We start from the raw sequence: 18,197 nt of genomic DNA on the forward strand, positions 1-18,197 counted from the left end.
GTCCGGGTCCTGATGGCGCTGGCGGCAATGCTTGTCGCGCCCGCGGCGCAGGCGAAGATCGCCGGGGATATCCCGCCGTTCAAGGCCTGTGCGACAGACCTGCTGAAGGACAACGAAGGAAACCTGATGGCTCCCCTCATGGCACCGGTGATCTGCGGCGAACGCCATGTTCCGATGCGGCAAAGCTACGACTGGCCAGAGCGGTTGGACGCGGCCGAGGGCGTCCCGAGCTATGTGCTGGCCGGCATGGATCAGCAGCCGGACCACGGGCTTACCTGGGTCGCCGAAAGTTGTCCGGATGCCGACGTCGGGATCGACGCGCTGGAGGCGTGTATTTTTGCCGTCGCCAACGATGCCAGCCGCTGGGTCGATAGTCATCAATGGCTGAACGGTCGCGATCCGCGTCAGCGGGCGCGAACAGACTAGGGGGCGGTGTCAGGATGCTGGAAGCGCGTGCATTTCTCTTGCTGGTTGCTGGGACCGCCGCAGGGCGGACCCTGGCCGGGCAAGCGCCGTGCCGGAACGGACATGGGGACGCCCGGCGGCGCCCCCATTCATGTGCCCGGGCCGGTCGTGCTGCCCGGGCCGGTCGTGCTGCCCGGGCCGGTCGCATGACCGGTTCAGAATTTCATCACGTAGGCGATGCCGGCAACCAGCAGGTTGATCTTGGCGCTGCCCATGGCAACGCCGTTCAGCGTCACGTCAGGCTCGATCTGGATGTAGCGCAGATCGGCGCGGATCGCCGCCTTGTCGGAGAGTTCGTAATCGGCACCGGCATGCAGGGCAAAGCCAAAACTGTTTTCGATGCCGAGCGTGCCGAGCGGCGTCGATTCATCGAAGAAGATCGTGTAGTTGATGCCCGCGCCGATGAAAGGCGTGACCTTCCCGACGGTCGGGATGTGGTAATTGACCGAGACGGTCGGCGGCAGGTGCTTGGTTTCGCCGATATAGACGCCGTTGGAATAGATCGAGTGCTTGAACGGCGTAGCGGCCAGAACCTCGATCCCGACATTGTCACGGACGAAGTATTCGAAGGCCAGCGTCGGGCGCGTGTCGTTGCTGACGTCGATCGGCGTCGGGCCGGCCAGCGGGCCGTTATCGTCCTGCGGACGGACATAGCCGAGGCCAAAGGCAAGGGTCATGCTGCCCTGGTCCTGCGCGGTGGCAGGGATGGCGGTGAGAGCGGCGAGCGCGATGGCAGATGCGGTGGCGAGTGTTTTCTTCATGATCGTTATCCGTTGTCTTGCGCGCGTCCGATGCGACTTGTGCGCCGCGCGCGCCGTTACGGCATTGACTTGCATCAAGAAAATGAAATTTCTGCGGCCCTGTTGCCGTGGAGCTACGAGGTGCCGGGGAGGCACGCATCGCAAGCGGAGGACGTCGCATGAAACTGCAATCCCAGGCTATCCCGTCGTCGGACAGCTTCAAGGCCAATCGCGATGGCCACCTGGAGGCGTTGCGCGTGGCGCAGGAGGCGGCGGAACTTGCCGCACAGGGCGGCGGCGCGAAATCGCGCGAGCGGCATGTGTCGCGTGGCAAGATGCTGCCGCGCGAGCGGGTGGCGAACCTGCTCGATCCTGGCAGCCCGTTCCTGGAAGTCGGTGCGACGGCGGCGCACGGGATGTATGACGGGGCTGCGCCCGGCGCGGGAATGATCACGGGCATCGGCCGGGTCATGGGCCGCGAGGTGATGGTGGTGTGCAACGATGCCACCGTGAAGGGCGGCACCTATTACCCGATGACGGTGAAGAAGCACCTGCGCGCCCAGGAGATCGCGGAGCAGAACCACCTGCCATGCGTGTATCTGGTCGACAGCGGGGGTGCGAACCTGCCGCAGCAGGACGAGGTGTTCCCGGACCGGGATCATTTCGGGCGGATTTTCTACAACCAGGCCAACATGAGCGCCAAGGGCATTCCGCAGATTGCCGTGGTCATGGGATCGTGCACCGCGGGCGGCGCCTATGTGCCGGCGATGAGCGATGTCAGCATCATCGTGAAGGAACAGGGCACGATTTTCCTGGCCGGGCCGCCCCTGGTGAAGGCCGCCACCGGCGAGGTGGTGAGCGCCGAGGACCTGGGCGGGGGCGATGTGCACACGCGCCTTTCGGGTGTGGCCGATTACCTGGCCGAGGACGACGCGCATGCGCTGGCGCTGGCACGGCGGGCGGTGGGCAACCTGGGCGCGGGGCAGGCGCCCGGCCTGCAGGGGCAATCACCCGAAGAACCGGCCTATGACCCCGAGGAAATCCTGGGCGTGGTGCCGGCCGATCTGCGCACGCCCTATGACATCCGCGAGGTGATCGCACGGGTGGTGGACGGGAGCCGCTTTGACGAGTTCAAGGCGCGGTTCGGCGAAACGCTGGTCTGCGGGTTTGCGCATGTCAAAGGCATGCCCGTGGGCATTGTCGCCAATAACGGGGTGCTGTTCAGCGAAAGCGCCGTAAAGGGCGCGCATTTCGTGGAGCTGTGCAGCCAGCGCAAGATCCCGCTGGTGTTCCTGCAGAACATCACCGGCTTCATGGTGGGCCGGAAATACGAAAACGAAGGCATCGCCCGGCACGGCGCCAAGATGGTGACGGCGGTGGCCTGCACCAGGGTGCCGAAGATCACCATGCTGGTGGGCGGCAGTTTCGGAGCGGGCAACTATGGCATGGCCGGGCGGGCCTATAGCCCGCGCTTTCTGTGGACCTGGCCCAATTCGCGCATCAGCGTGATGGGCGGCGAGCAGGCGGCGGGCGTGCTGGCCACCGTGAAGCGCGATGCGATCGAGCGGGCGGGCGAAACATGGAGCGCCGAGGAAGAGGCCGAGTTCAAGCGGCCCACGATCGAGATGTTCGAGGAGCAGAGCCATCCGCTTTATGCCAGCGCGCGGCTGTGGGATGACGGCGTGGTGGACCCGCGCAAGACCCGCGACGTTCTGGCGCTGAGCCTGCGGGCGGCGCTGAACGCCCCGATCGAGGAGACACGTTTCGGCGTGTTCCGGATGTGAGCCGATGGCGGAGCGTCTGAAACCCGGCGAACGGCGCGCCACCGCGCCCAACCGCGAAACCGGCATGTCCTGGGTGACGGTAAGCCGGGAAGAGGCGCATGCGCATCCCAAGGGGCAGCTGAACTGGCTGATTTACCTGATCATCGTCTATTTCGCGGTGGTGGCCGGGCTGAAGGCCTGGGTCGTGACACAGTTCGGTGGTGGGGCCTTGCTGATGCTGGGGGCATCGGTGCTGCCGCTGCTGACGGCCGGGCTGTTGTGGCTACGCGCGGCGCTGGCGCGGGTGCTGGTGGTCGCCTCGGGTATCCTGACCGTGTTCCAGACGATGAACAGCGGGTTCAGGGGGCTGGCCGAGCTGGGCATGGGCAGTGCGCTCTATGGCCTGGCCGAGATCGTCATCATCCTGGTGATCACGATCTACATGTGGGAGGGCGAACGGCCAAACCTGATCTATGCCAATCGCTATCGCAGGTATGAGGGCACCGATACGCCCGGGGATGAGGCATCGTGAACGGTGCTGCGCTGATAGAAACGCGGTTCACCCGCGCCTTCGGTCTGCGCGCGCCGATCGCCAGTGCGCCGATGGCCTTTGCCGCCGGTGGGCGGCTGGCCGCGGCGGTGAGCGGGGCGGGGGCGTTGGGGTTCATCGGGGGCGGATATGGCGATGCCGAGTGGCTGACCCGCGAATGGCAGGCGGCGGGCAACGCGCGCGTTGGCTGTGGTTTCATCACCTGGAAGCTGAGCGAGGCGCCGGGCCTGTTGGAGCAGGCGTTGGCACGCCGGCCGGCGGGGCTGTTTTTGTCTTTCGGTGACCTGGTGCCGCATGCCGAGCTGGTGAAGGCAGCAGGCGTGCCGCTTTTCGCGCAGGTGCAGAGCCTGGCGATGGCCCGCGAGGCGGTGGCGGCGGGTGCCGACGTGATCGTGGCGCAGGGAAGCGAGGCCGGCGGGCATGGCGCGACACGCGGCACCATGGCGCTGGTGCCCGAGGTGGTGGACGCGGTGGGCGACCGCGCGATGGTGCTGGCCGCAGGTGGTATCGCGGACGGGCGGGGCCTGGCGGCGGCGCTGATGCTGGGGGCCGACGGGGTGCTGATGGGCACGCGGTTCTGGGCGGCGGAAGAGGCGCTGGTGGCGCCGGGGTTTCACGCCGCGGCCGTGGCGGCCGACGGGGACGGTACGGCGCGCACGTCGCTGCCTGACCAGGCGCGCGGTTACCAGTGGCCGGGCGATTTCACCATCCGCACGCTGCGCAATTCCTGGGTGCGGCGCTGGGAAGGCGACATGGAGGGCCCGGTGGGCGCCGCCGCGCGCGGGGCTTATGCCAGAGCGATCGCCGAGGGCGATGCCGAAGGCGCGCCGGCGATCGTGGGCGAGGCGGTGGGGCTGGTCGAACGGGTCGCGCCGGCGGCCGATATCGTGGCGCGGGTAGTGGACGAGGCCCGCGCGGCCCTGGCCGGGGGGGCGGCGCGATGCTGATGCTGGCCCGGGTGCTTATTCTGACAGCCGCCACGCTGGCGGCCTGGCTATACGTTGTGCGCTGGCAGGAACGGCGGGCAGGGGCCGAGACCTGCCGGGTGAGCTATGTATCTGATGGGGACACGGTGGCCCTGAGCTGCGGGGGGCGCGAGGTGACCGCGCGCGTGCAGGGACTGGATACGCCCGAGACCCGCGATGCCCGCTGCACGGCGGAGCGCAAAGCGGGTGACGCCGCGACCGAGCGGCTGCGCGAGATGCTGCGCGAAGGCGCCATCGAGATCCGGCGGCGCGGCAGCGACAAATACGGCCGCTGGCTGATCCGGGTGCGCATCGAGGGGCAGGACGTGGCCGAGCGCCTGATCGGCGAGGGGCTGGCCGTGCCCTATCGCGGCGGGCAACGGATCGACTGGTGCAAGCGGCTGGAGGCGGTGTGATGGAGCTGGACGCGGCGAAAGCGCGCCATCCCGGGGCCGAGGCGTTCCGCTTTGGCGACAACGCAAAGCTGAACGCGGAGGTGCTGGCGCTGGTGCTGCGTGGTGCCAAGACGGTGACCTGCGACGCGGTGGCCGGTTTTGCCGCGCGCGGCGAACCGCTGCCCGAACCCGGCCGGGTGGACATTGCCTGTGACTGGGAGTGGCGCCCGGTCTGCGCGCTGCGAACAGTCGAGGTGCTGCGGATGCCATTCGCGGACATGCCGGATGATCTGATCGCGGCGCAGGGCGAGTTTGCCGATCTCGAGGACTGGCGGCGCGGTTATGCCGCCTATCTGGGCCGTACCGTGGGGTTCGAGCCGGGGCTGGAGATGCTGGTGGAGCGCTTCGATCTGGTGGAGGTGTTCGCATGAGCGGCGGACCCGCCCCCCGGGCCACGCGCCCGCCCACCCACCCCGCATGGCCCGGGGGGCGGCGGTCAGAGCCGTCAGCGTTCGGCCCGTGGAGGACGCGGGATTTGAGTATTTGTGACCAAGAAAGAGCGGGGTGCGCGGCATGATCGAGGTCTGGCGCGGGGATATCACGACGCTGGATGTCTGCGCGGTGGTGAATGCCGCCAATTCCTCGCTTCTGGGCGGCGGTGGGGTGGATGGCGCCATTCACCGGGCTGCAGGGCCCGGGCTTTTGCAGGAGTGCCGGGGCCTGGGCGGTTGTCCGACGGGCGAGGCGCGGGTGACTGCCGGGTATGATCTGCCCGCGCGCTGGGTGATCCACACGGTGGGACCCGTCTGGCGGGGCGGGGACGCAGGCGAGGATGAAAAGCTGGCCTCATGCTATCGCGAGAGCCTGCGGCTGGCGCGGGAAAAGGGCTGTGACAGCATGGCGTTCCCGGCGATTTCGACCGGGGTATACGGGTTTCCGAAAGAGCGCGCGGCACGGATCGCGGTGCGGGAATTGAAGGGGGCGGACCTGCGCGTGGTGCTGGTGGCCTTTGACGCAGAGACCGAGACGCTGCTGAAGGCGGCGGTGAAGGAGGGACGAGATGTTTGACAAGATCCTGATCGCGAACCGGGGCGAGATTGCCTGCCGGGTGGCATCGACGGCGCGGGCGATGGGCGTGCGCGTTGTGGCGGTTTATTCCGATGCCGATGCGGGCGCGGCGCATGTCGCAGCTGCCGACGAGGCCGTGCATATCGGCGGCAGCGCCCCCGCCGAGAGCTATCTGCGCGGCGACCGGATCATCGCGGCGGCGTTGGAAACCGGCGCGCAGGCGATCCATCCCGGTTATGGTTTCCTGTCGGAAAATCCCGATTTCGTCCGTGCCGTCGAGGCGGCTGGGCTGGTCTTTATCGGCCCGTCGGCCGAGGCGATCGACGCGATGGGTCTGAAGGATGCGGCCAAGAAGCTGATGGAGGAGGCCGGCGTGCCGGTGGTGCCCGGCTATCACGGCACCAACCAGGACCCCGAGCACCTTTCGGGTGCCGCCGATGCCATCGGCTATCCGGTTCTGATCAAGGCCGTGGCGGGCGGTGGCGGCAAGGGCATGCGGCTGGTCGAAAAGCCGCAGGATTTCATGGAGGCACTGGCCAGCGCCCAGGGCGAAGCGAAAACCGCCTTCGGCAACGCCGATGTTCTGATCGAGAAGTTCGTGTCCCAGCCCCGGCATATCGAGGTGCAGGTCTTTGGCGATGGCACGCGCGCGGTGCATCTTTTCGAGCGCGACTGTTCGCTTCAGCGGCGCCACCAGAAGGTGATCGAGGAGGCGCCCGCACCGGGCATGACCGCGGAGATGCGCGCCGCCATGGGCCAGGCGGCGGTGCGTGCGGCCGAGGCGATCGGCTACAAGGGTGCGGGCACGGTGGAATTCATCGTCGACGGCTCGCGCGGGCTGCGCCCCGACGGGTTCTGGTTCATGGAAATGAACACGCGGTTGCAGGTGGAACATCCGGTGACCGAGGCGATTACCGGTGTGGACCTGGTGGAATGGCAGCTGCGCGTGGCGGCGGGCGAAGGCCTGCCGATGCGGCAGGAGGACCTGTCGATCACGGGTCACGCCTTCGAGGCGCGGCTTTATGCCGAGGACGTGCCCAAAGGATTCCTGCCTGCGACCGGCACGCTGTCACATCTGCGCTTCGCGCCCGGCGCGCGGGCCGATAGCGGGGTGCGGCCGGGCGACACGATTTCCCCCTACTACGATCCGATGATCGCCAAGCTGATCACCCATGGCCCCACTCGCGCGATTGCATTGAAACGCATGGCGCAGGCGCTGAAGGAAACGGAAGTGGCCGGTACCGTGACCAACCTGGCCTTTCTCGGCGCGCTTTGCGCGCACGAGGGATTCGCCAGCGGCGAGGTCGATACCGGGCTGATTGGCCGCGACCTGGACAGCCTCGCGCAGGACCCAGCACCGGCGCCAGCCACGCTGGCGCAGGCGGCGATGGCTGCGCTGGGCCTGATGGCGGCGCCCGACTGGGCGCAGGGTTTCGCGCTCTGGGCCCCGGGCTGGCGGCAGCTCACGCTAGAGCATGCAGACAAACCGCAGACCGTGCGCGTGCAACTGCGCGCGCCCGGGACTGTTCTGGTCGACACGGGCGCGCAGACGGTCGAGGCGCACTGGCAGGACGGCTGGCTACTGGACGGCAGGAAAGCCGTCCCCTGGGCCTCAAGTGCTGATACCATCACGATTTTCGCCGATTTCGGCCAGGCCTTCAGGGTTGTCGACCCGCTGGAGCGGGCTGCGGCGGCAGGGGCCGGCGCGGGCGTGATCGAGGCCCCGATGCCGGGGCTGGTGAAGGCGGTCTTTGCCGAGGCGGGCCAGCAGGTGCACGAAGGTGACCGGCTGGCGGTCTTGGAGGCGATGAAGATGGAGCACGCGCTGCTGGCCGCGCGCGATGGCGTCGTGGCCGAAGTGCTGGTCGAGGCGGGGACGCAGGTCGAGGCGGGCGCGGCGCTGATCCGGCTGGAAGACGAGGCGGATGCGGCGGCATGAGCGATGTGCCGCTCTTTCTTGGCAAAAATACTCATGGCGTCCGGCGTGATCCTAGAGCAAGTTTCGCAGGCGAAAACCGCTTGATGGCAAGCCCGCGTGGCCGCGGCGCCAGCCGCGGCCATGCCCCACGGCGACGGCGCAGCCGGCGCAAAACCTGATGGAAGAGAAAGGGCGAGACATGTCCGAAACACCGATCAGACTGCACAGCGTGGCGGGGTCACGCTCGTTCCGGGTCTTGTGGCTGCTCTACGAGCTTGGGCTGGAACCCGAGGTGATCTCCTATGACATCGCGAAGGGCGATCTGCGGAACCCGGAGTTCCTGGGGCTGAGTCCGGCGGGGCGGGTGCCGGTGCTGGAAATCGGCGGGCAGGTGCTCTTCGAAAGTGGTGCCATCGTCGAATACCTGGCCGAGACGCATCCCGAAGCGGGGCTGGCACCGGGCCCGGGCGAGGAGGAGCGGGCGCAATACCTGACCTGGCTGCATTATGCCGAGACGGTGGGCGTGCTGATCCAGAACCTCAACCTGCAGCAGGTGTTCCTGCCCGATCCGGCGATGCGTTCGCCCACGGTGATCGGGATCGAGGTGAAGCGGCTGGCGATCTCGCTGAAGCCGTTGGAGCAGGTCTTTGGCCCGCAGGACTACCTGCTGAGGCGCGGGTTCTCGGCGGCGGACACGATGATGGGCTTCACCCTCGAGGCGGCGCGGCACTACGTGCATTTCGACCGTTTTCCGAACCTTTCGGCCTATAAGGACCGGATCGAGGTGCGGCCCGCCTATCAGCGCGCGCTGGAGGCCGAGGGGTTGCAGAAATTCTATGACCGGGAATTCTACGACGTGCCCGAGGCATGAGAGACGAGGGGTAAATGGCGGAATACGTTGAAATATTCGAGATGGGCCCGCGCGATGGGCTACAGAACGAGAAGCGGCGGATCCCGACGGCCGAGAAGATCGCGCTGGTCGATCTGCTGAGCGGCGCGGGGTTCCGGCGTATCGAAGTGGCGAGTTTCGTGAGCCCCAAATGGGTGCCGCAGATGGCGGATTCGGCCGAAGTGCTGGCGGGGATTACGCGGGCGCCGGGGGTGCGCTACGCGGCGCTGACGCCCAACATGCGCGGCTTCGAGGGCGCGGTGGCGGCGAAGGCCGACGAGGTGGCGATATTCGGCAGCGCCTCGGAAGGGTTTTCCAAGGCCAATATCAACGCCACGATCGCTGAGAGCCTTGAGCGGTTCGCGCCGATCATGGCGGCCGCAAAGGAGATCGGCATGCCGGTGCGGGGCTATATTTCCTGTGTGACAGACTGCCCCTATGACGGGCCGACCCCGCCCGAAGAGGTGGCGCGGGTGGCGGAAATCCTATGGAAGATGGGGGTTTACGAGATCAGCCTGGGCGACACGATCGGCCAGGGACGCCCCGAGACGATCGACGCGATGCTGGGCGCGGTGCTGAAGGTGGTGCCAGCCGAAAAGCTGGCCGGGCATTACCACGACACCGGCGGCCGGGCGCTGGAGAATATCGAGGTATCGCTGGCCCGCGGGCTGCGCGTGTTCGATGCCGCCGTGGGGGGGCTGGGCGGTTGTCCCTATGCGCCGGGTGCCGCTGGCAACGTGGCGACCGAAGCCGTGCATGACCGGCTGACGGCGCTGGGTCATGACACAGGGCTGGATCGTCAAGTGATTGAAAAGGCGGGAGAAATGGCGCGGAAAATGAGGGGTGAGCCGGATGTATGAGACGCTGAGCATCGAGACCGACACGCGCGGGGTGGCCACCCTGTGGCTGGACCGGGCCGACAAGCACAACGCCATGTCGGGCGAGATGATCGAGGAATTGTCCAGCGCCGCCAAGGCGTTGGATGAAGACGCGGGCGTGCGCGTCGTGGTGCTGGCGGCGCGCGGCAAGAGCTTCTGCGCGGGCGGCGATCTGCGCTGGATGCAGGAGCAGATGGCGGCGACGGCGGGGCAGCGGCGGGCGGGCGCGCGCAAGCTGGCGATGGCGCTTTATGCGCTCAACACCATGTCCAAACCGTTGATCGCCCGGGTGCAGGGAAACGCGTTCGGCGGCGGCATCGGCATGATGTCGGTGGCCGATGTGGCCATAGGGGCCGAGGGCGCGAAGTTCGGCCTGACCGAGGTGAAGCTGGGCCTGATCCCGGCGACGATCAGCCCCTATGTGCTGGCCCGGATGGGCGAGACGCACGCCCGCAAGGTGTTCATGTCGGCCCGCATCTTTGACGCGCAAGAGGCTGAAAAGCTTGATCTTCTGGCGCGCGTGGTGCCGGGGGATCAGCTGGATGAGGCGATCGAGGCCGAGGTACGTCCCTACCTGAGCGCCGCCCCCGGCGCGGTGGCGGAATCCAAGCGCCTGGCGCGTATGCTGGGGCCGCGGATCACGCCCGAGATCATCGATGCGACCATCGACCGGCTGGTGCAGACCTGGGAAGGTGCGGAGGCGAAAGAGGGCATTGCCGCCTTCTTCGACAAGCGCCCGGCGCCGTGGGTCGCGCCCGGGGGTTAACGCCACCGCGCGGTCGAAATCGGGGGGTGACTTGCGTGCCCCCCCCGGCTGACATCCGGCTGCCGGACAAGGCGGGCGGGGTTAACGCGCGTTAAGGTTAATGCGGCGCGCGCTAGCATGCGGGCAAAGGTACGGAATGCCGGAGTTTGGGAGAAATGCCGCAAGGTGCTAGGATCGCGCCATTGGGGCCGATCCCGGCCCGCAAAAATCATTTGGGGGAAGTATGATGTTGAAACGGATTTTCACCGTGATCGCCCTGGCTCTTCTTGCGGCGCTGCCGCTGCGCGCGGGGGCGCAGGAGCGCAGCATGATCGTTCTGGATGGCTCGGGCTCGATGTGGGGGCAGATCGACGGCAAGACCAAGATCGAGATCGCGCGCGAAACGCTGCGCGAGGTGCTGGCGCAGGTGCCCGAGGGCAATGAGCTGGGCCTGATCGTCTATGGCCACCGCCGCAAGGGTGATTGCGGTGACATCGAACTGGCGGTGAAGCCCGCGCCGGGCACGGCGGGCGCGATCACCGCCTTTGCCGACGGGGTGAACCCCAAGGGCAAGACGCCCTTGTCGGCGGGCGTGCGACAGGCGGCCGAGGCGCTGCGCTTTACCGAGGACAAGGCGACGGTGATCCTGGTCACCGACGGGCTGGAGACCTGCGAGGCCGATCCCTGCGCACTGGGCCGCGAGCTGGAACAGCTGGGCGTGGATTTCACCGCGCACGTGGTGGGCTTTGGCCTGTCGGCCGAGGAGGGCGCGCAGGTGGCGTGCCTGGCCGAGGAGACCGGCGGGCGTTACATCGAGGCGGGCAATGCCGAGGCGCTGGGCCGCGCGCTGCAGGAGACGGTGGTGCAGGCCGAAGCCGCGCCGGAGCCCGAACCCGAGCCCGAACCGCAACCGGCGGCGCCGGAGTTCAACCTGACAGCACGGACATACCTTGCCGAGGGGCAGCCGATGCTGGTCGAGCCCGGGATCCGCTGGGACCTGCACGCGGTGGACGCAGCCGGCAAGGTGGCGAAGAAATCGACCGAGGGCCGCTATGGCGCGGAATTCCGGGTTTCGGCGCCGGCGGGCGCCTATGAGCTGGCGCTGCGGATCGGCAAGGTACAGCAGCGGATCGGCCTGACGCTGAGCGAGACCGAGGAGATCGTGCAGGACATCGTTCTGAACGCGGGGATTGTCGAATTGATCGGCAAGCGCGCCGAGGGCGATGCCGAGGCCGATCCGGGCATCCGGGTCGAGGTGAGCCAGGGCAAGCTGAAGGACGGCGCCTATGGTGAAGGCCGGTTCTACATGCCGGCGGGCGAGATCACCGTGAGCGGCCGCCAGGGCAAGGCAACGAGCGAGGAGGTGGTGACGCTGGCTGCGGGCGAGGTGCTGACGCGGGACGTGATCGTGGGCTCGGGCGTTCTGGCTCCGGCGGCGCTTTACGCCGAGGGCGGCCCGGCGGTGGATAGCGGCGAGATCCGCTTTGACGCGCTGAGCGCGGAGACCGACCTGAAAGGCAAGCGCGACCGGATCAACGGCGTTTATGGCGCCAAGCCCTTCGATCTGCCGGCGGGACAATACGTGCTGCAGGCGCGACTGGACCAGGCGACGGTGCTGAGCGCGCCCTTCGAGGTGAAGGCGGGCCAGCGCACCGAGGTGCAGGTGACGCTGAATGCCGGGGTGGCGGGGATCACCGCGCCCGGGGCCTATCGCATCGACGTGTTGGGCCCGCCCGACATCCAGGGCAAGCGCAAGCGGCTGACCGGCAATTATGGCGAGGCGTTGAACCTGACGCTGCCGGCGGGCGATTTCGTGGTCAAAGTGAACTATGAGGACGACCGCGCCGACGTGGAACAGCCGCTGACGATCACCGCGGGCCAGCGGACCGAACTGCGGGTGGAATAGGGCCGTTGCCTCGGGGCGGCGGAGTGGGCGAGTCGCCCGCCGCGCCGCCCTGACGTGGGCCGGAAAACCGGCTTTTGCGATAAATGTTTGCGAATTTCGCGGTGGCGTCGCCGCCGCGGGGGGCGGCGCGGGGATGCTGCAGCGCGGCGGGGGCCTTGTTTTTCAGGGGTTGTGTGCAATGGCATACAGGGCGCTTTCGCGATACTTTCATCTTCTTGAATGTGACCGGGCCTCGGTTGACCCTGCCGGGGGGCGGGAGTAAACCCGGTGGCGAGTTTTTGCGGCCAATCGGCACGCCCCGTGAGGCGTGCGGGAAAGGAGCTGATCCGTGGAAGAGATGCTCAGGGAATACCTTCCGGTTCTTATCTTGCTGGCCATTGCCATCGGACTGGGGGTCGTCCTGATCCTCGCCGCTGTGGTTCTGGCTGTGCGCAACCCCGATCCCGAGAAGGTGAGCGCCTATGAATGCGGGTTCAACGCGTTCGATGACGCGCGGATGAAGTTCGACGTGCGGTTCTATCTCGTGTCGATCCTGTTCATCATTTTCGACCTTGAAATCGCGATGCTTTTTCCGTGGGCGGTGGCGTTCCGGGATGTCACGGACGTGGGGTTCTGGTCGATGATGGTGTTCCTGGCGGTGCTGACTATCGGCTTTGCCTATGAATGGAAGAAGGGGGCGCTGGAATGGTCATGACGGGCGCGAACACGGCCGGTATCGACAAGGAAGTGTCGACCCAGGCGCTGAATGCCGAGCTGCAGGACAAGGGCTTCCTGCTGACCACGAGCGAGGACATCGTCAACTGGGCGCGCACCGGCAGCCTGCACTGGATGACCTTCGGCCTGGCGTGCTGCGCGGTCGAGATGATGCATGCCTCGATGCCGCGCTATGACCTTGAACGCTTCGGCGTGGCCCCGCGCGCCAGCCCGCGGCAATCGGACGTGATGATCGTGGCCGGCACGCTGACCAACAAGATGGCGCCGGCGCTGCGCAAGGTTTACGACCAGATGCCCGAGCCGCGCTACGTGATCTCGATGGGATCCTGCGCCAATGGCGGGGGCTATTACCATTACAGCTATTCCGTGGTGCGTGGCTGCGACCGGATCGTGCCGGTCGATGTCTACGTGCCGGGCTGCCCGCCGACGGCGGAGGCGCTGGTTTACGGCGTGATGCAGCTGGCCCGCAAGATCCGGCGCACGGGGACGATCGTGCGATGAGCGGACTGAGGAACCTGCGGCTTTTGAAGACCCTTCCCGGGAAATCCCGGGACCGGGCCGAGCCGGCTGTGTTCCTCTGTATCGGGGCGCAGAAGGCGGGGACGACCTGGCTGGCCGACAACCTGAAGGGCCACGAGGACCTGCTGATCGCCAAGCGCAAGGAAGTGCATTACTTCGACGTGCTGGACGGGCAATCGCCGTCGACCTTCCGGCGGGCGCAGCGGCGGGTGACCAGCCTACTGAAGAAATTGCCGCCGCGGCCGGGGCCGAATTTCGACGCGGCGATGGAAGAGATCGACTCGGCCTATGCGAACCTGAATATCTATCGCGGCGGCTGGCACGATCACGAACCCTATTTCGACTACCTGCGCGAAGGTTACGGCGGCCAGCGCTATGTCTGCGATTTCACCCCGGCCTATTCGACGCTGAGCGAGATGGGGTTTTCCCGGATGGCCGCCGCGCTGCCGGGAGCGAAATACCTGTTCGTGCTGCGCGACCCGCTGGACCGGCACTGGTCGTCGATGCGGATGAGCGCCTTCCGCCGGGCCAAGGATGCCGACGAGGGCAAGGCGCTGGTGCTGGAAGAGGCGCGGAAATTCGCCGCGAACAGCGCCGAAAGCGTGCCGCTGCGCTCGGACTATGCGCGCACGATCGGTGAGCTGGAGCGCGTGGCGCCCCGCGAGAACATTCACTACGAATTCTTCGAAACGCTGTTCACCTCGGACGCGATTGCCCGGGTCTGCCGGTTCCTGGGCGTGGCGCCGGTCGAGGCGGCGTTCGAGGAGAAATCGAGAGAAGGCACGCCCGTGCGCCTGCCGGAGGACTGCGCCGCGGGTTTCCTGCGCCGCCTGGCCGGGCAATACGAATTCTGTGCCGAGAAATTCGGCGGCGCGCTGCCCGAGCGGTGGCAGGCGCGGATTGCCCAGCTGAAAGAGGCCGCCATTGACTGACGCAGACAACAAGCAGCGAGAGAGCATGGTTGAAACAGCACTGAAAGAGCTGGGCGCCTATGTCGAGGCCAAGCGCCCCGATTGCGTGGCGGGCTGGGAGGTTGCCAACGGTGAGCTGACCGTGACAGTGACGCCGGCCAGTATCGTGGGCTTCGTCGATTTCCTGAAGACCGACGGCACTTGCCGGTTTTCCACGCTGGTGGATATCACCGCGGTGGACCATCCCGACCGGGCCAAGCGGTTCGACGTGGTCTATCACTTCCTGAGCATGTTCCAGAACCACCGCATCCGCCTGAAAATGGCGATCCGCGAGGATGAGGTGGTGCCGTCGATCACCGAGGTGCACCCGAGCGCCAACTGGTTCGAGCGCGAGGTGTTCGACATGTTCGGCATTCTGTTTTCCGGCCACCCGGACCTGCGCCGCATCCTGACCGATTACGGCTTCCGCGGCTATCCGCTGCGCAAGGATTTCCCGACCACCGGCTATGTCGAGCTGCGCTATGACGAGGCGCAGAAGCGCGTGGTCTACGAGCCGGTGAAGCTGGTGCAGGAATACCGCCAGTTCGATTTCATGAGCCCCTGGGAAGGCGCGCAATACATCCTGCCGGGTGACGAAAAAGGCGAGGGGGCCAAGGAATGAGCCTGCCGATCCAGGAAGTCACTGCGCAGGCCCGTGCCTATTGCGAGGCGCTGCACTGGTCGGACGCCGCGGCGTTCGAGCGGATGTGCCATGAGGATTTCCTGATGACCTATGTCGCCAGCGACGGCCAGTCGCGCAAGATCGACAAGGCGGCCTTCGTGGGGCGTGTCGCGGGGCGCGACCCGTTCGCGGGCGATCCGTCCTATCACATCGAGACGGTGGACGTGGCGGGGCCCGACATCGCGCATGTGAAGCTGTGGGTCGACATGCCGCCGCGGCGGTACAAGGATTACCTCGGCTTCTTTCATGTCGGCGGGGAATGGAAACTGATTACCAAGCTGTTCCGGGTTGAAAGCGGCCCGGCGCTTGACGGTTGAGGGGGAACGAGATGGACGGTTCCAAAGGCTTCGATGACGCGCTGACCGGCGAACAGAAGATCCGCAATTTCAACCTGAACTTCGGCCCGCAGCACCCGGCGGCGCACGGGGTGCTGCGGCTGGTGCTGGAGCTGGACGGCGAGATCGTCGAGCGTTGCGACCCGCATATCGGCCTGTTGCATCGCGGCACCGAGAAGCTGATGGAGAGCCGCACCTACCTGCAGAACCTGCCCTATTTCGATCGGCTGGATTACGTGGGCACGATGAACCAGGAGCATCCCTGGTGCCTGGCGATCGAGAAGCTGACCGGGGTGGAGGTGCCGCGCCGCGCCAGCCTGATCCGGGTGCTTTACTGCGAGATGGGCCGCATCCTGAACCACCTGCTGAACGTGACCACGCAGGCGTTGGACGTGGGCGCGCTGACCCCGCCGGTCTGGGGCTTCGAAGAGCGCGAGAAGCTGATGGTGTTCTACGAGCGCGCCTGCGGGGCGCGGCTGCACGCGGCCTATTTCCGGCCCGGCGGCGTGCACCAGGACCTGCCGCCCGAACTGATCGACGATATCGACGCATGGGCCGAGGGGTTCCCGAAATTCCTGGATGACCTTGATGGGCTGCTGACGGAAAACCGCATCTTCAAGCAGCGCAACGTGGATATCGGCATCATCACCGAGGACGATGTGCTGAATTTCGGCATGTCGGGTGTGATGGCGCGTTCCGTGGGCATGGCCTGGGACCTGCGCCGCGCGCAACCCTATGAATGCTATGATGAATTCGAATTCCAGATCCCGGTGGGCAAGAATGGCGACTGCTATGACCGCTACCTGATGCGGATGGAAGAGATGCGCCAGTCGGCCCATATCATGCGGCAGGCCTGCGAGAAGCTGCGCCAGCCGGAAAACCAGGGCGATGTGCTGGCGCGCGGCAAGATCACCCCGCCGAAACGCGGCGAGATGAAAACCTCGATGGAAGCGCTGATCCATCACTTCAAGCTGTATACCGAAGGGTTCCACGTGCCCGAGGGCGAGGTTTACGCCGCCGTCGAGGCGCCCAAGGGCGAGTTTGGCGTCTACCTTGTGGCCGATGGCAGCAACCGGCCCTACCGCGCGAAGATCCGCGCGCCGGGATACCTGCACCTGCAGGCGCTGGAGCATATCGCCAATGGCCACCAGCTGGCCGATGTGGCCGCCATTATCGGCACGCTGGATGTTGTGTTCGGGGAGATTGACCGGTGAAGAAACTTGTTCTTGTGAGTGTGGCCGCATCGGCCCTGTCGGGTTGCATAGTGATGGGCCCGTCGGGCGTGACCCCCGAAATGCACGAAGATTTCGTGTCTGCCGCGGCCTCGATCGGCTGCGTTATGCGCGATGAGAGCGATTACCAGCCGGTCGAGCTGCAGGCGGGGCTGACCCGCGAGCAGACGCTGGCGCTGGTCCAACACCACCTGACCTGGGGCACGGCCGAGAAGCTGCCCGGCGATCAGGGTGTGAAACTGACGACAGGAGCCTGTGCCTGATGCTGCGCCGCCTTCACCACGAACAGCCCGAGAGCTTTGCCTTTACGCCCGCGAACCAGAAATGGGCGGAAGCGCAGATCACCAAGTATCCCGAGGGCCGGCAGGCCAGCGCGATTATCCCGCTTTTGTGGCGCGCGCAGGAGCAGGAGGGCTGGCTGAGCAAGCCGGCGATCGAATATGTCGCCGACATGCTGGGCATGGCATATATCCGCGCGCTCGAGGTGGCTTCGTTCTACTTCATGTTCCAGTTGCAGCCGGTGGGCAGCGTGGCGCATGTGCAGGTCTGCGGCACCACGTCCTGCATGATCTGCGGCGCCGAGGACCTGATGGCGGTGCTGAAAGACAAGATCGCGGCACGGCCGCACGAGCTGTCGGCCGATGGCAAGTTTTCCTGGGAAGAGGTGGAATGCCTGGGGTCGTGCTCGAACGCGCCGATGGCGCAGATCGGCAAGGATTACTACGAAGATCTGACGCCGGAACGGATGGGCGAGATCATCGACGAGCTGTCGGCCGGCAAGGTGCCGTTGCCGGGGCCGCAGAACGGGCGTTACGCGTCGGAGCCGCTGAGCGGGCTGACCACGCTGACCGAGTATGACAGCGGGCACACCCAGTATAACGCCAGCGTGCAGCTGGCCACCGACCTGGGCGAGACCGTGAAGCGCATTGACGGCACCGAGGTGCCGCTGACCACGCCGTGGCTGGAGGCGAAGGCGCGCGGCGGGGCCAAGGCCAAACCGGCGGCGAAGAAGACCACGGCCGCGAAGGCCAAGGCGGCGGAGCCGAAACCGGCGGCGACGGCCAGCGCCGACAAGACCGGCGCGACCAAGCAGGCGGCCAAGGCCGTGGCCAAGGGCAAACCGGCGGTGAAACCCGCGGCCAAGCCCGCCAGCGCCCCGGTGAAGGAAAAGAAACCGCGCACGATGACCGCACCGCGCAAATCCGGTGCCGACGATCTGAAACTGATCAGCGGCGTGGGGCCGAAGCTGGAAGGCACGCTGAACGAGCTGGGCTTCTGGCATTTCGACCAGGTCGCCAAGTGGACCGAAGCCGAGGTGGCCTGGGTCGATGAGCGTTTGAAATTCAAGGGTCGCATCACCCGCGACAACTGGATCGACCAGGCGAAGATCCTGGCGGAAGGCGGCGAGACCGAGTTTTCGCGCCGCAAGAAAGGTAAGTGACGGTAATCAGGGCAAAAATAGCTCCAACAGGTAACGGGGGAT

21 protein-coding genes are annotated in these 18,197 nt (G+C 66.5%); 20 read left to right on the forward strand and 1 reads right to left on the reverse strand.

The genetic code is table 11. The features are described 5' to 3' along the window. The first annotated feature begins 12 nt into the window (after window positions 1–12). Window positions 13–426: a hypothetical protein gene (locus E0501_RS03375; RefSeq protein ID WP_161594541.1), complete on the forward strand. Its 414-nt coding sequence runs from the start codon at window positions 13–15 to the stop codon at window positions 424–426. 194 nt (window positions 427–620) lie between these two features. Here E0501_RS03375 and E0501_RS03380 read toward each other — a convergent pair whose 3' ends face one another. Next, window positions 621–1,226, reverse strand: a complete 606-nt coding sequence (locus E0501_RS03380) for an OmpW/AlkL family protein (protein ID WP_137699929.1) — start codon at window positions 1,224–1,226, stop codon at window positions 621–623. Between the two features lie 158 nt (window positions 1,227–1,384). Between E0501_RS03380 and E0501_RS03385 the strand changes: the two genes are divergently transcribed. From E0501_RS03385 to E0501_RS03475, 19 genes are all read left to right on the forward strand, one after another. Then, window positions 1,385–2,989: a carboxyl transferase domain-containing protein gene (locus E0501_RS03385; protein WP_137699930.1), complete on the forward strand. Its 1,605-nt coding sequence runs from the start codon at window positions 1,385–1,387 to the stop codon at window positions 2,987–2,989. A 4-nt stretch (window positions 2,990–2,993) separates the two neighbouring features. Next, window positions 2,994–3,500 (forward strand): hypothetical protein, encoded by a 507-nt coding sequence (locus tag E0501_RS03390; RefSeq protein ID WP_137699931.1) that lies wholly within the window; start codon window positions 2,994–2,996, stop codon window positions 3,498–3,500. Then, on the forward strand, window positions 3,497–4,465 hold the full coding sequence (locus tag E0501_RS03395) for an NAD(P)H-dependent flavin oxidoreductase (RefSeq protein WP_328591463.1): 969 nt from the start codon (window positions 3,497–3,499) through the stop codon (window positions 4,463–4,465). The genes E0501_RS03390 and E0501_RS03395 overlap by 4 nt, the downstream gene beginning before the upstream one ends. Then, a complete protein-coding gene (locus E0501_RS03400) occupies window positions 4,459–4,899 on the forward strand; it encodes a thermonuclease family protein (RefSeq protein WP_137699932.1) in 441 nt (146 codons plus the stop codon). The genes E0501_RS03395 and E0501_RS03400 overlap by 7 nt, the downstream gene beginning before the upstream one ends. Next, window positions 4,875–5,309, forward strand: coding sequence for an ASCH domain-containing protein (locus E0501_RS03405; RefSeq protein ID WP_235857734.1), 435 nt, complete (start codon window positions 4,875–4,877; stop codon window positions 5,307–5,309). Before E0501_RS03400 ends, E0501_RS03405 begins: the two co-directional genes overlap by 25 nt. A gap of 142 nt (window positions 5,310–5,451) precedes the next feature. Next, window positions 5,452–5,946 carry an O-acetyl-ADP-ribose deacetylase gene (locus E0501_RS03410; RefSeq protein ID WP_137699934.1) on the forward strand — a complete coding sequence of 165 codons (495 nt, stop codon included), beginning with the start codon at window positions 5,452–5,454 and terminating at the stop codon, window positions 5,944–5,946. Then, window positions 5,939–7,885: an acetyl/propionyl/methylcrotonyl-CoA carboxylase subunit alpha gene (locus E0501_RS03415; RefSeq protein WP_137699935.1), complete on the forward strand. Its 1,947-nt coding sequence runs from the start codon at window positions 5,939–5,941 to the stop codon at window positions 7,883–7,885. Before E0501_RS03410 ends, E0501_RS03415 begins: the two co-directional genes overlap by 8 nt. A gap of 178 nt (window positions 7,886–8,063) precedes the next feature. Continuing rightward, a complete protein-coding gene (locus E0501_RS03420) occupies window positions 8,064–8,735 on the forward strand; it encodes a glutathione S-transferase family protein (protein WP_137700835.1) in 672 nt (223 codons plus the stop codon). Window positions 8,736–8,749: 14 nt separating this feature from the next. Then, on the forward strand, window positions 8,750–9,613 hold the full coding sequence (locus E0501_RS03425; protein WP_137699936.1) for a hydroxymethylglutaryl-CoA lyase: 864 nt from the start codon (window positions 8,750–8,752) through the stop codon (window positions 9,611–9,613). Further along, complete coding sequence (locus tag E0501_RS03430) at window positions 9,606–10,397, forward strand: crotonase/enoyl-CoA hydratase family protein (protein ID WP_137700836.1); 792 nt, start codon at window positions 9,606–9,608, stop codon at window positions 10,395–10,397. The genes E0501_RS03425 and E0501_RS03430 overlap by 8 nt, the downstream gene beginning before the upstream one ends. Before the next feature lie 226 nt (window positions 10,398–10,623). Further along, on the forward strand, window positions 10,624–12,282 hold the full coding sequence (locus E0501_RS03435) for a vWA domain-containing protein (RefSeq protein WP_205123440.1): 1,659 nt from the start codon (window positions 10,624–10,626) through the stop codon (window positions 12,280–12,282). Window positions 12,283–12,610: 328 nt separating this feature from the next. Next, window positions 12,611–12,976 (forward strand): NADH-quinone oxidoreductase subunit A, encoded by a 366-nt coding sequence (locus E0501_RS03440; protein ID WP_137699938.1) that lies wholly within the window; start codon window positions 12,611–12,613, stop codon window positions 12,974–12,976. Next, window positions 12,967–13,497, forward strand: coding sequence for a NuoB/complex I 20 kDa subunit family protein (locus tag E0501_RS03445; protein ID WP_137699939.1), 531 nt, complete (start codon window positions 12,967–12,969; stop codon window positions 13,495–13,497). The genes E0501_RS03440 and E0501_RS03445 overlap by 10 nt, the downstream gene beginning before the upstream one ends. Beyond that, the gene (locus tag E0501_RS03450) at window positions 13,494–14,447 is read left to right on the forward strand and encodes a sulfotransferase (RefSeq protein WP_137699940.1); all 954 of its coding nucleotides are present in this window, start codon (window positions 13,494–13,496) and stop codon (window positions 14,445–14,447) included. Before E0501_RS03445 ends, E0501_RS03450 begins: the two co-directional genes overlap by 4 nt. A 25-nt stretch (window positions 14,448–14,472) precedes the next feature. Continuing rightward, window positions 14,473–15,087, forward strand: a complete 615-nt coding sequence (locus tag E0501_RS03455) for an NADH-quinone oxidoreductase subunit C (RefSeq protein ID WP_137700837.1) — start codon at window positions 14,473–14,475, stop codon at window positions 15,085–15,087. After that, window positions 15,084–15,464, forward strand: a complete 381-nt coding sequence (locus E0501_RS03460; RefSeq protein ID WP_137699941.1) for a nuclear transport factor 2 family protein — start codon at window positions 15,084–15,086, stop codon at window positions 15,462–15,464. The genes E0501_RS03455 and E0501_RS03460 overlap by 4 nt, the downstream gene beginning before the upstream one ends. 11 nt (window positions 15,465–15,475) lie before the next feature. Continuing rightward, window positions 15,476–16,696 carry an NADH-quinone oxidoreductase subunit D gene (locus tag E0501_RS03465; protein WP_137699942.1) on the forward strand — a complete coding sequence of 407 codons (1,221 nt, stop codon included), beginning with the start codon at window positions 15,476–15,478 and terminating at the stop codon, window positions 16,694–16,696. Continuing rightward, window positions 16,693–16,977 carry a hypothetical protein gene (locus E0501_RS03470; RefSeq protein WP_137699943.1) on the forward strand — a complete coding sequence of 95 codons (285 nt, stop codon included), beginning with the start codon at window positions 16,693–16,695 and terminating at the stop codon, window positions 16,975–16,977. Before E0501_RS03465 ends, E0501_RS03470 begins: the two co-directional genes overlap by 4 nt. Then, window positions 16,977–18,155, forward strand: a complete 1,179-nt coding sequence (locus E0501_RS03475) for an NADH-quinone oxidoreductase subunit E (protein ID WP_137699944.1) — start codon at window positions 16,977–16,979, stop codon at window positions 18,153–18,155. Before E0501_RS03470 ends, E0501_RS03475 begins: the two co-directional genes overlap by 1 nt. Window positions 18,156–18,197: the final 42 nt, after the last annotated feature.

It is taken from the genome of Marimonas lutisalis (assembly GCF_005434965.1).
GTDB classification, from domain to species: domain Bacteria; phylum Pseudomonadota; class Alphaproteobacteria; order Rhodobacterales; family Rhodobacteraceae; genus Marimonas_A; species Marimonas_A lutisalis.